The following is a 12,968-nucleotide window of genomic DNA, read 5'->3' as shown; positions in this document are numbered from 1 at the left end:
TATCCAGTAACTCAACACCACTTTTATTATTTTTGTGTTCAATCATTAATAAATTAACGGATGAACGCAAACTTACCACAATTAGATTTGCCCCGGGATTATGTCGTAGGAAACGACATTACCGAGGCAATCTTAAACTTTTACAAGCAGACTTGCCGGTTAAAAGCAGGTATTTTCGCTTTATGCGTTGAAGGAAATTTAAGGGCATCCATCAACTTGACAGAGTACACTTTGAAACCGAATGATTTCATCACCTTGATGCCGGGAAGCATTATTCAGTTCTGTGAGCAGAAAGAGAGTTTCCGCCTTTCCTTTATAGGATTCTCATCCGAGTTCATGGACTGCGTGAACATGATAAAGTCTACGATGAGCGCCTTACCTACTATCTACGAGAATCCGATCATATCACTGAGTGAGGACCGGGCGGACTTCATTAACGATTATTTCCATTTGCTAGAGCGGGTACAAGCGAAAGAGAAATCCATAAACAGGGAGATGGTGAAACATATCCTGCTTACCATGATCCATGGGATCAGTGATTTGTATCAAGGAAAATCATGGCCTAACAAGATAACGACCCGTAGCGACGAGATCCACAAGAAATTCATCCAACTGGTGATGAAGAATTATACCTCAAAGCGACAAACGGCTTTTTACGCCAGCCAACTAAGTATTTCTCCCCAGCACCTCTGCATGATCATCAAGCAAAAGACAGGACGTTCCGTATCCGATATCATAGCCGATATGATAATCATGGACGCAAAATCGCAATTGATGGCTACGGACTTGACTATCCAAGAGATATCTTACTCCTTGAACTTCCCGAATGTATCCTTTTTCGGTAAGTACTTTAAACGGTACGTAGGCGTATCTCCACAGAAGTTCAGAAACAGTTAAGATAAAAATTAAATGTAACAGAAAAAAAATATCACTTTTTGCTTGTAGTTTCCAAAAAAGCGTTACTTTTGCTGCGTATTTAAAAACAAACAGACAATGAATCGATTTAGCTTTACATATTACTTTTATTACTTTTACTTTAGCAGAGTAAGGGCAGGAGTTTGTATGTAAAGCGTTGATGATTGAATATAAATATCAATAAAATATAAAGTCCTGCCGGTTTCGGTGGGACTTTTTTTGTTTGTAACAGTTTAGAGTAAAAATAGAGAAACAAGATGAAAAAGAAAGTAGCAATACAGGGAATAGCCGGTTCGTATCACGACATCGCCGCCCGTAATTATCATGAAGGTGAAGAAATAGAAATCATCCCTTGCAATACGTTTCGGGATGTTATCACGACGATCAAGAAAGACCCGTCCGTACTAGGCATGATGGCCATCGAGAATACGATAGCGGGAAGCCTCCTTCAAAACCATGAGCTGATCCGTGAGAGCGGGCTGAGTGTTACCGGCGAGTATAAGCTACGTATCTCCCATTCCTTAGTAGCGCTTCCGGGAACCTCGATACACGAGGTAACAGAGGTCAACTCCCATCCGATAGCGTTGATGCAATGTACCGATTTCCTCGATACTCTGCCCAACGCCAAGGTGGTAGAGAAAGAAGATACCGCCATGAGTGCCCGGTGGATCTCGGAGAACCAACTGAAAGGACATGCGGCGATATGCGGGAAACTGGCCGCCCAGATCTACAAGATGGAAGTCCTTGCCGAGGGGATCGAGACTAACAAACGGAATTTCACCCGCTTCCTCGCTATAGCGGACCGTTGGACGGCGGATGAGATGCTTCGAGGAACCGATAAAAACAAATCCTCTCTCGTATTCGCTCTTCCCCACACTTCCGGCAGCCTTTCCAAAGTCCTCTCCGTTCTCTCTTTTTACGACATGAATCTCTCTAAAATACAATCCTTGCCTATTATCGGGCGTGAATGGGAATACTTGTTCTACATTGATCTTACTTTCACGGATTTCACCCGTTACAAACAAGCGTTGGACGCTATCAGACCATTAACAAAAGACTTAAAAATATTAGGCGAATATGCAGAAGGAAAACAAAGCGTGTAATATTACACCCGCTAACCGTGTAGGTAGCGTACAGGAATACTACTTCTCCAAGAAGCTGAAGGAAGTAGCCGAGATGAACGCCGCAGGCAAGAACGTCATTAACCTTGGCGTAGGCAGCCCCGACCTTCCACCTTCGGAACAGACCATCGAGACGTTGTGTGAACATGCCCGCAAAGCGAACGAGCACGGTTATCAGCCGTACGTGGGCATACCGGAACTGCGTAAGGGATTCGCCGATTGGTACAAGACGTGGTATAACGTAGACTTGGACCCGAAAACAGAGATCCAACCACTCATCGGCTCCAAAGAAGGTATCTTGCATATCTCGCTGGCATTCTTGAATCCGGAGGATGGCGTACTGGTTCCGAACCCGGGATATCCGACATATAGTTCCGTCAGCAAACTGGTAGAGGCCCGTTTGATCCCTTACGAGCTGAAAGAGGAACTGGGATGGCAACCGGATTTCGAGGAACTGGAGAAAATGGATCTCTCCAACGTAAAGCTGATGTGGACCAATTACCCGAATATGCCCACAGGGGCGAACGCTAGCGTAGAGCTATACGAGAAACTGGTGGCCTTCGGCCGGAAGCACGGTATTATTATATGTAATGATAACCCCTATAGCTTCATCTTGAATGAGCATCCGCTAAGTATCTTAAGCATACCGGGAGCCAAAGAGATCTGTATAGAGATGAACTCCATGAGTAAGGCTCATAATATGCCGGGTTGGCGTATGGCGATGCTGGCTTCCAACGCCCAATTCGTCCAATGGATACTGAAGGTAAAAAGCAATATCGACTCCGGGCAGTTCAAGCCGATGCAATATGCGGCGGTAGAGGCCCTAAGCGCAAAGAAAGAGTGGTACGATAACATGAACCGTGTCTATCGTAGCCGCCGGGACCTTGCCGGACAAATCATGCGTACCTTGGGATGCGAGTACGACGAGAACCAAGTAGGTATGTTCCTTTGGGGACGTATCCCCGACTCCGCCGAGAGCGGCGAGGCAATCGCCAACAAGGTGCTATACGAGGCAAACGTATTCCTTACGCCGGGATTTATCTTCGGTAGCCGTGGCGAGCGTTATATCCGTATCTCCCTTTGCTGCAAGAACGAGACTTTAGAAGAAGCCTTGAAGAGAATTGAGAATTTATAACTGAAAATTGAAAATTAAAATATAGATCACAAAGATGGAAATGAAGATTGAACCGTTAGCATTACCGGGAGTTGACACACAACGTCCTATCGTAATCGCAGGCCCTTGTAGCGCCGAGACAGAAGAGCAAGTGTTAGAAACAGCCCAAGGATTAGCCTCCAGAGGCGTTAAGATATTCCGTGCGGGTATTTGGAAGCCTCGTACGAAACCGGGTGGATTCGAGGGCATCGGAGCCGAGGGATTGGCTTGGTTGAAGAAAGTGAAAAAAGAGACCGGCATGCTGGTATCTACCGAGGTCGCTACTAAAGATCATGTATTCGAGGCATTGAAAGCCGGTATCGATATCCTTTGGATCGGAGCACGTACGACGGTAAATCCATTCGCTGTCCAAGAGATCGCCGATGCGTTAAAAGGGGTTGATGTACCTGTATTGATCAAGAACCCGGTTAACCCGGATTTGGAGTTGTGGATCGGAGCGTTCGAGCGTTTGTACGGAGCGGGCATTCATCGTTTGGGTGCTATCCATAGAGGTTTCAGCTCATACGACAAGAAGATCTACCGTAACCTTCCGTTGTGGCATATTCCTATCGAGCTTCGCCGCCGTATGCCGGACCTGCCTATTTTCTGTGATCCTAGTCACATTGGTGGTAAGCGTGAGTTGGTAGCCCCACTTTGCCAGCAAGCGATGGACTTGAGTTTCGACGGCTTGATCGTAGAGTCTCATTGTAACCCGGATTGCGCATGGAGCGACGCTTCCCAGCAAATCACCCCGGATGTATTGGATTACGTATTGAACCTATTGGTGATCCGTGACGTAAACCAGACTACCGAGAACCTGACCGCTCTTCGCCGCCAGATCGATGGTATCGACGAGCAATTATTGGAGCTTTTGGCTAAACGTATGCGTATCTCCAAGGAGATCGGCGTTTATAAGAAAGAGCACAACATGCCGATCTTACAGTCTCCCCGTTACAGCGAGATCTTAGAGAAGCGCTCCAGCATGGGTGAGCAAATGGACCTGAGCCCGGACTTTGTAAAGGAGATCTTGAAGGAGATCCATGAGGAATCCGTGCGCCAGCAAATGATTATCATGAACGAACAATAATTTATAAGATGAAAATATTGATTTTAGGCGCAGGAAAGATGGGTTCTTTCTTTACTGACCTGCTTAGTTTTGATCATGAGGTAGCCGTATTGGAGAAAGATCCGAAACGTATGCGTTTTATCTATAATGCCCTTCGCCTACAAAGCCCGGAAGAGGTTAAGGATTTCAATCCCGAGTTGGTCATCAACTGCGTGACGTTAAGTTACACGATAGAGGCTTTCAAGGCCGTAATGCCTTACTTGCAACCGTATTGCATCATTTCCGATATAGCTTCCGTGAAGACTTATTTGAAGGAGTTTTATGAGACATGCGGTTTCCCGTATGTCTCCACTCACCCGATGTTCGGACCTACATTCGCTAATCTGGGACAACTGGAGAAAGAGAATACGATTATTATCTCCGAGGGCGATCATCTGGGCAAGATCTTCTTCAAGGATATTTATTCCAGCCTCCGCTTGCATATCTGCGAATACACGTTCGAGGAGCACGATAAAGTGGTAGCCTACTCACTAGGTATCCCTTTCGCCTCCACTATGGTATTTGCCGCTACGATGAAGCATCAGGACGCTCCGGGTACGACGTTCAAACGCCATATGAAAATCGCCCGCGGCCTTCTGTCCGAGGACGATTATCTATTGACCGAGATCCTTTTCAACCCCCGTACCCCTCGCCAAATCGAGCGGATACAAGAGGAATTGCATATCCTGCAAGAAATCATCAAGGATAAGGATTCCGAGAAGATGAAAGAGTATCTGACGAAGATACGGAAGAATATCGAATAAGAAATTAAGAGGGTTGTGCTGATTAATTTTTCAGCACGGCCTCTTTTAAAAGTTCTCTCCTTACCAACATAAAGGAGATAAATAACGTACACAACTCCGCCACCGGTACATTATACCAAATACTTTGGATGCCGAATAAAGAAGGATAAACGATAATACCAAAGGTTACGAATACCAAGCTACGCAGCATAGAGATAACAACCGACAGCTTAGCGTTGCCGATAGCCGTGAAATAACTGGAGGCCAATATATTCAGCCCACTTATCAAGAAGGTGAAGCAATAAATCGTTATGCCGTAATTAGCGATCGCCAAAGCGTCCAAAGCCTCTCCTCCCTTAAAGAAAAAGGACGTGATCTGTTGCCCGAAAAAGAATAAGATGGCGAATAACGTTATACCTATCATAAAATTAACACGCCCTGCTAATCTCAGCACTTTCTCGATCCGGTCCAATCTTCCCGCCCCGAAATTATAACTGATAATCGGTATAATTCCATCGGATATCCCTAAGAATACCGTGGTGGCGATAAACAAGATATAGTTAATCGCCGTAAAGGCGGCGACTCCATCCTCTCCTAAATATCGCATCATCGTTATATTGAACAAAAAAATCGTGATTCCGGCAGATAGCTCGGATATTCCTTCCGAAGAGCCATTGTATAACGCATTCCAGACCAAAGGCCAACGGAAACGTCCTCTTTGTACCGCTACGACTTGCCCTCGCTGGAACATCCGGGGAATATTGAACAGCGCTCCCAAGGTAAAGGCCAAACCTGTAGCCAATCCCGCCCCCCTTAATCCCTAAACCCATTACCGGGATAAACAAAAGATCCAGACCGATATTAATCAACACCGTACTTCCCATTACGATCATGGCATAAAGCGGATGCCCCATCGCCTTAATCATATAATCTCCTAAGAACATCAATGATAATAAAGGGAAAAACGGGACAAAGGAACGAATATAATCCACGGCTCCCGTAACCAATACGTCATTCGCACCTAACATACGGGCAATATCTCCGGCGAATATATAAATCAACCCGCTAATCAAAACGGATATTCCTCCAAGAAACAAGAACGAGGTAGTTATAGCGTTATTCGCCTCTTGCCGATCCAAACGTCCGAGGTTTATACCGATCAAGGTCTGGCACCCTACTCCTATCACGATAGACAAAGCCGTCATCAAACTATAGCAAGGTAAGATCAGATTCACGCTGGCCAAAGCGTTCGCCCCGACAAACCGCCCTAATATCACACCATCAATCACCGACTGAATCCCGAGGAATAATAGGCCGGCTACTCCCGGTATCGTATATTTCAGAAATAGTCTTGAAATCTTTTGGGTTAGTAAACCACGCTCCAACTTTTGGCGATGGATCGCCTTTTCTCCACTCATTTTCATATTATCCACTTCACGTTTTTAACGACGCGAAGATATGGCTATTGAAAACAAGAAAAATTACCCTATGATAAATAATGACTTTTCCCTATTTTTTTACGGAAGCACGGATACGGCTCAATGACTGTGGGGTTATCTGTAAATAGGAGGCGATATGTTTCAAGGGTAGTTTCAAGATCAAGTCCGGACGGGTTTTCAGCAATGACTCATATTGTTCACGAGCTTCCATCCAACTATCGTTTATAAAATAGTTCTCATATTCCCGAAGATAGTAATCTTGTATTTTCAACCCCCAATTGGCCAACTCAAGGGAGCTCCGGCATAGGTAATCCAATTTCGTTTTCGGTATTCTCAATAATGTCGTATTCTCCACCATTTGAACATTATAGGCGGAGATATTCCGATAAACAAAATTGATCACCTCGCTATCTGAGGCGAACCATAACGAGATATCTTTCCCCTCACGCTCCACGAAAGCCCGGACCAATCCGGTTTTCACGAACCAAACGAACGGATCTCTTTCTCCCTCCCGAATCGATAATTCTCCCTTAGCAAAAGAAACCTCTTTCATTTCTTCCAACAGCTGCCCCACGATCTCATCTGATAAAGGAGACACCTGCCTTAATTGTTCTACGAACTGATCCATAATCATTCATTTATCTTATAACCGTAAAGATATAAAAAAAGTACGATCCCAAAAACAAAGGTAATTTTGAAGGTTTGCGGATTCCAGTGATTTTACGTAATTTTGCACCGCTAAATCTAAGAAGAGGTATGAGCTGTAAATTCGAATATTATTTTTTTACGACTAAAAGCATCTTGTTCGTCCATTGGACTACGAGAGGTTCTACTGTATCCGCACCCTATTCCTTCTAATTTATCTTTACATTTTCATTTAGAACAACTCTATCGTATATCCGGCACATACGATCAAGGATTTTTACACCATCATTAATAACAGAACAATACATATGTACAATAGAATAGCGGGTTACAAACAATATTATAAATCCTTAGTAATGTTAGGGGTACCTATCATCATTGGACAATTGGGGGCTATCATCACCGGATTGGCAGACACCATCATGGTGGGACAACACAGTACGGAGGAACTAGCGGCGGCATCGTTCGTCAATAATGTAATAAACGCATTTATCATAATGGGAACCGGATTCTCCTATAATCTTACCCCGCTGATCGGACAAAATTTAGCGATGAATAAAAAGATCGTGATCGGAGGCTGGCTCAAAAACAGTCTGGTTGCCAATATGACTACCACCTTATTATTGATAGCCGTCTTACTGGGGATTTACCTAAACCTAGACTCTTTAGGCCAACCCGAAGAACTCTTGCCATTGATAAGACCTTATTTCGCGGTCTCATTAGTCTCGATCCTATTCGTAATGCTTTATAATTCATTCCGTCAATTCGTGGAAGGCATAGCCAACTCATCCATATCCATGTGGGTCTTGTTGACAGGAAATCTATTGAATATTATCGGCAACTATATCCTCATTTACGGAAAATGCGGAATGCCGGAACTCGGACTGCTTGGGGCAGGTATAAGCACCTTTATCTCGCGTATCATCATGCTATTGCTTTTCATCGCCGTATTCATGCTGCGAACCGACTATAAGCCTTACCGGAAAGGTTTCACCCATATTCGTATCAATAAGCAGAGTTGGAGAAGGCTGAATTCCATAGGCTGGCCGATCAGTCTACAACAAGGCTTGGAAGCGGGAACATTCTGCGTCACCGCCATCATGGTGGGTTGGCTGGGTAGCCTTGAGCTTGCCGCCCATCAAATAGCCATTACCATATCAACGATCAGTTTTACCATCTATTTAGGTCTTGGAGCCGCCGTAGCGATTCGTACCAGTTATTATAAAGGGGCGAACGACTGGTATATGGTGCGTAAGATCACCATTGCCGGGCTTCATCTGGGGCTTATTGTCGTTTGTATTGTCTGCACCACTTTATTCATGACCCAATCCTGGCTTGGATTAATATTTACGGATAATCTTCATGTCAACGCAATCGTGAAGACACTACTCCCCATATTGATGCTCTATCAAATAGGAGACAGCGCACAAATCATTTTAGCGAACTCCTTACGAGGGCTAGCCGACGTGAAAGCGATTATGTGGATCTCGTTTCTCGCTTATTTCATCATAGCCATACCTGCCGGATATCTATTGGGATTCACGTTCCATTGGGGTATCGCCGGGATTTGGATGGCTTACCCATTAGGCTTCTTATGCTCCGTATGCCTGCTGGGATACCGGGCGAAAATGCAGGTAAAATCGCATCTCGCCTAATCCGATCAAGCCTTACGATTGATCCGGGAGAAACTAATAACCGCCCCGATCAAGGCCAACACACTTCCCAGCCATAACGCCGCGGGCATGCTATGGCCGGGAAATAACTTAAACATCAAGGCTACCAGCGAAGCCCCGCAAGTTTGTCCCAGCAAACGGGCCGTACCCAACATGCCACTAGCCCCTCCACTCCTACTTTCCGGAGCGGCCCCGATCATGAGGCTATTGTTAGGAGTCTGGAACAACCCGAAGCCACAACCGCAAAGCGCCATGCGCCAGATAATATCCAGATCGGAAGGATGCGCCGGTAATTCCGCCAACGAGAACAACCCTCCCGAGAAGATAATCAACCCGATACCACTCAAGACCCCGGCATTCATTTTCTCCGACAAGATCCCGGCCAAAGGGGCGCACACCATTGTCGCCAAAGGCCAAGGAGTCAATAATAAGCCGGTCGCCACCTCATCGCGTCCCAGTACCCGCTGCAAGAAAAACGGGAAAGAGACCATAGCCAGCATCTGAGCGATGAAAGAAAACACAGACGTAATGATAGAAAGGGTAAAAAGAGGAATACGCAGCAAGTCTATCGGCAATAATGGATAGGCCTGCCGTTCCTCTCTCCGGATATAGAAATACCCACAGAACAATACGATAACAATCGCCGCTATTATCAATGAGATATGTACATCATGCGTGAACGCCTCGATAATCGCTATCACCAAACCGAATGTCAATGCGTTCATGAGTGCCGCCGTAACATCAAACTTACGTCCGACAGCCTTCACCGGATTTTGCGGCAAGAACTTAAAGCTCAATATCAAAGCGGTAATACCTATCGGGATATTTATAGCGAACAACCAAGGCCAGTTCCCCACGGACAATATACCGGCGGCTATCGTAGGACCAGCGGCGGCCGATACGGATACCACCAAGGCATTAATCCCCATACCTCGCCCCAGAAAACGTTTGGGATAAATAATACGGATCAAGGCCGTATTCACGCTCGCTATGGCAGCGGCGCCAAAACCTTGTAGCGTACGGGCGATAATCAGCGTAAACAAAGAATCGGATAAAGCGCAGGCCAAAGAGGTACAGCTAAATAACAGCAACCCGATCGTATACACCTTCCGATACCCCCAGATCTCTCCCATCGACGATAACGACAGCAAAGAAATCGTGATCGCCAACTGATAAGCGTTCACCACCCATATAGAAGCAGACGGACTCGTATGGAGATCGCCGGCAATCGTAGGTAAAGCCACGTTTGCGATCGCCCCATCCAACACCGACACGGTAACACCAAGCCCAATCGCTAGGATCGCCCAATAACGGCTAGGGATTGGCAAGCCATCCGGGATATTCCCTCCCGTCTGACCATTTATATTCGTTATTTCTTTATCCATACGGTATATGAAACAGAAATAGGGTGTATCTGGTTTAGGAAGTATCGACCAGATCGAGTATCTTTGCCCGTATAAATGGACATGACATGGCAAAACAAGGCACTATACTAGTTGTGGATGATAATAAAGGTATCCTGACCGCCGTACAAATGCTGTTAGGAACTTGCTTCGAGAAGGTTATCACCATCTCTACCCCGAACAAGATAAAAAACACGCTGCACGACGAGAACGTGGATGTCGTATTGCTCGACATGAATTTCAGCGCCGGTATAAACAGCGGCAACGAGGGGCTGTTCTGGCTCTCCGAGATCAAGAAGGCTTATCCCTCGATACAAGTCGTTCTCTTTACCGCCTACGCCGACATCGATCTGGCGGTACGAGGAATCAAGGAAGGAGCCACCGATTTCGTGGTAAAGCCTTGGGACAACGCGAAATTATTGGAAACCTTGCAAGCCGCTTACCAAATCCGCTCGGCCAATCATAAAGGCGGTGCCGGCAACAAGCAGTTGGTATCCAAGGAAAGCGGTATGTTCTGGGGAGACAGCAACGCCATGCAGCAACTACGGATGCTGATAGAGAAAGTAGCCAAGACAGACGCCAATATATTAATCACGGGAGAGAACGGAACCGGTAAGGAAATGCTGGCCCGGGAAATACACCTGCTATCCCCCCGTAAGGATGAGGCCATGGTACCGGTGGATATGGGCGCTATCACGGAGACGCTGTTCGAGAGCGAGCTATTCGGACACGTAAAAGGGGCCTTCACCGACGCCCGGACGGATCGCCCCGGTAAGTTCGAGGTAGCGAACAACGGAAGCTTGTTCCTCGATGAGATCGGGAACCTATCTTATCATTTGCAAGCCAAATTATTGACCGCCTTGCAACGCCGGAGCATCGTACGGGTAGGTAGCAATACCCCGATCCCCATCAATATCCGCTTGATCTGCGCCACGAACCGGGACTTGCAGGAGATGGTACAGAAAGAGCAATTCCGCGAGGACTTGCTGTATCGTATCAATACGATACACGTAGAGATCCCGCCCTTGAGGGAGCGGCCGGAGGATATCGTACCGCTTACCGAGATATTCATCACGAAATATACCAACATCTACGGTAAAAAGCCCATGACCCTTACCGACGACGCCAAAGAAAAGCTGAAAGCCCAACCTTGGCTGGGTAATATCCGCGAACTGGAACATACCGTGGAGAAAGCGATTATCATCGCCGACGGTGATACTTTAGATGGCGGCAATTTCGATTTCCCCCGTAAGCGGGAGGCGCCCGTCAAGAATGACATCACTACGCTCGAGGAAATGGAGTATACAATGATCAAGGCCGCCATGGATAAATTCGGCGGCAATCTCTCGCTCGTGGCGAACCAGTTGGGAATCTCACGGCAAACGCTTTACAATAAGATCAAGCGGTATGAACTTTAAAGGTATTTATTACAGCCTCACCTTCCGCCTCGCCCTCGCTATCGGGCTGACGGCGGCACTCACCTACTTGGCCTTGGTGGAAGAATGGGGATGGTTCCTGTTCTTAGGCATCGGATGGATGGCTGCCTTGCGGGGCATCAGCCTTTTGTTCAAGCGGAACGCACAAAAGGTAGCCTTCATGTTCGACGCGATCGACAATAGCGATTACGCCTTCAAATACGCTACCCGGGGGCGTTCCTCCAACGACAAGCTGGTTAGCGAGTCCTTAAACCGCATCACCCAGATACTTTTTCAAGCGAAAGCCGAGGCGATCCAGAAAGAGAAATATTACGAGTTGATCATGAACCAAGTGAATACGGGTATCATCGTAGAAGATGATAAGGGCAATATTTTCCAGACCAACAACGAGGCCTTGCGACTGCTGGGATTGACGGTCTTTACCCATGCCCGCCAGCTCGGACGCATCGACGAGAATCTAGAGCGCCTCATCAGCGACGTTCGTCCCGGCGAGAAACATCAGATCTCTTTTATCAACGAGCGTGGCACGGTACATCTCTCGGTCCGTGTCTCCGAGATGACGCTCCAAGAGAAACACGTCCGCATCATCGCGATCAATGATATCAACAGCGAGCTGGACGATAAGGAGATCGAGTCATGGATACGGCTGACACGGGTCTTGACCCATGAGATCATGAACTCCGTCACCCCTATCACCTCCTTGAGCGACACCTTGCTTTCCCTCCATCAGAATATTGACGAGGAGATACGAGGCGGTTTGGAGGTAATCAGCTCTACCGGGAAGAGCTTGATCGCGTTCGTCGAGTCGTACCGTAAGTTTACGCATATACCGACTCCTCAGCCCTCTTTATTCTACGTCAATAAGTTCGCCGAACGGCTCACGCGGTTGGCCCGTCATCACAATAACTACCCGAACATAACCATTCGTATCGACGTGGAACCGGAGGACTTGATCGTCTACGCCGACGAGAACCTGATCACGCAAGTAGTCTTGAACCTCTTGAAGAACGCCATGCAAGCGATCGGGCACGAGCAAGAAAACGGGCTTATCTTGTTCAAGGCGTATTGCGACCCCAACGAGGCCGTTATCCTAGAAGTGACGAACAACGGCCCTATCATCCCCCCCGAGGAAGCCGAGCATATATTCGTGCCGTTCTTCACCACGAAAGAAGGCGGAAGCGGTATCGGGCTGTCCATCTCACGGCAGATCATGCGCTTGTCCGGCGGCAGCATTGCGTTGAGAAGCAACCCGGCCCAACGGCAGACTACCTTCGTGTTGACATTCCCGTAGCTCGTTTACCGTATCCGCATAAACGCGGACACGCGGCCGGGCGG

The 12,968-nt window shown here is 47.0% G+C and carries 12 protein-coding genes; 8 read left to right on the top strand and 4 right to left on the bottom strand.

The genetic code is table 11. The features are described from left to right. Nucleotides 1–60 precede the first annotated feature (60 nt). The 5 genes from QVP94_RS14095 (at nucleotide 61) to QVP94_RS14075 (ending at nucleotide 5,058) form a co-directional block, all read left to right on the top strand. Nucleotides 61–897 carry a helix-turn-helix domain-containing protein gene (locus QVP94_RS14095; protein ID WP_005868251.1) on the top strand — a complete coding sequence of 279 codons (837 nt, stop codon included), beginning with the start codon at nucleotides 61–63 and terminating at the stop codon, nucleotides 895–897. A 275-nt stretch (nucleotides 898–1,172) separates the two neighbouring features. Continuing rightward, a complete protein-coding gene (locus QVP94_RS14090; protein WP_005856371.1) occupies nucleotides 1,173–2,018 on the top strand; it encodes a prephenate dehydratase in 846 nt (281 codons plus the stop codon). Beyond that, nucleotides 1,993–3,171, top strand: coding sequence for a pyridoxal phosphate-dependent aminotransferase (locus QVP94_RS14085; RefSeq protein ID WP_022192856.1), 1,179 nt, complete (start codon nucleotides 1,993–1,995; stop codon nucleotides 3,169–3,171). The genes QVP94_RS14090 and QVP94_RS14085 overlap by 26 nt, the downstream gene beginning before the upstream one ends. 34 nt (nucleotides 3,172–3,205) lie before the next feature. Then, the gene (locus QVP94_RS14080) at nucleotides 3,206–4,276 is read left to right on the top strand and encodes a bifunctional 3-deoxy-7-phosphoheptulonate synthase/chorismate mutase type II (RefSeq protein ID WP_005868246.1); all 1,071 of its coding nucleotides are present in this window, start codon (nucleotides 3,206–3,208) and stop codon (nucleotides 4,274–4,276) included. An 8-nt stretch (nucleotides 4,277–4,284) separates the two neighbouring features. Beyond that, nucleotides 4,285–5,058: a prephenate dehydrogenase gene (locus tag QVP94_RS14075; RefSeq protein ID WP_022192855.1), complete on the top strand. Its 774-nt coding sequence runs from the start codon at nucleotides 4,285–4,287 to the stop codon at nucleotides 5,056–5,058. 22 nt (nucleotides 5,059–5,080) lie between these two features. Here QVP94_RS14075 and QVP94_RS14070 read toward each other — a convergent pair whose 3' ends face one another. From QVP94_RS14070 to QVP94_RS14060, 3 genes are all read right to left on the bottom strand, one after another. Beyond that, on the bottom strand, nucleotides 5,081–5,647 hold the full coding sequence (locus QVP94_RS14070; RefSeq protein ID WP_229055254.1) for an MATE family efflux transporter: 567 nt from the start codon (nucleotides 5,645–5,647) through the stop codon (nucleotides 5,081–5,083). After that, nucleotides 5,598–6,461, bottom strand: a complete 864-nt coding sequence (locus tag QVP94_RS14065; protein ID WP_022192853.1) for an MATE family efflux transporter — start codon at nucleotides 6,459–6,461, stop codon at nucleotides 5,598–5,600. The genes QVP94_RS14070 and QVP94_RS14065 overlap by 50 nt, the downstream gene beginning before the upstream one ends. Before the next feature lie 85 nt (nucleotides 6,462–6,546). Next, the gene (locus QVP94_RS14060) at nucleotides 6,547–7,110 is read right to left on the bottom strand and encodes a Crp/Fnr family transcriptional regulator (protein WP_008780459.1); all 564 of its coding nucleotides are present in this window, start codon (nucleotides 7,108–7,110) and stop codon (nucleotides 6,547–6,549) included. Between the two features lie 319 nt (nucleotides 7,111–7,429). Between QVP94_RS14060 and QVP94_RS14055 the strand changes: the two genes are divergently transcribed. Beyond that, nucleotides 7,430–8,776, top strand: a complete 1,347-nt coding sequence (locus QVP94_RS14055; RefSeq protein ID WP_022192852.1) for an MATE family efflux transporter — start codon at nucleotides 7,430–7,432, stop codon at nucleotides 8,774–8,776. Nucleotides 8,777–8,781: 5 nt separating this feature from the next. Here the strand turns inward: QVP94_RS14055 and QVP94_RS14050 are convergent, their stop codons facing one another. Next, complete coding sequence (locus tag QVP94_RS14050; protein WP_005856339.1) at nucleotides 8,782–10,179, bottom strand: MFS transporter; 1,398 nt, start codon at nucleotides 10,177–10,179, stop codon at nucleotides 8,782–8,784. A gap of 86 nt (nucleotides 10,180–10,265) precedes the next feature. Here QVP94_RS14050 and QVP94_RS14045 point away from each other — a divergent pair, with 86 nt between their 5' ends. Continuing rightward, entirely contained in the window at nucleotides 10,266–11,615 is a 1,350-nt protein-coding gene (locus QVP94_RS14045) for a sigma-54-dependent transcriptional regulator (protein WP_022192851.1), read from the top strand. After that, nucleotides 11,605–12,924: a sensor histidine kinase gene (locus QVP94_RS14040; protein WP_022192850.1), complete on the top strand. Its 1,320-nt coding sequence runs from the start codon at nucleotides 11,605–11,607 to the stop codon at nucleotides 12,922–12,924. Before QVP94_RS14045 ends, QVP94_RS14040 begins: the two co-directional genes overlap by 11 nt. The last annotated feature ends 44 nt before the right edge of the window (nucleotides 12,925–12,968 follow it).

The organism is Parabacteroides sp. CAG:2, from assembly GCF_000436315.1.
GTDB lineage: Bacteria > Bacteroidota > Bacteroidia > Bacteroidales > Tannerellaceae > Parabacteroides > Parabacteroides distasonis.
Note: the sequence above shows the minus strand (reverse complement) of the source record. Positions and strands in the feature narration are given on the sequence as shown.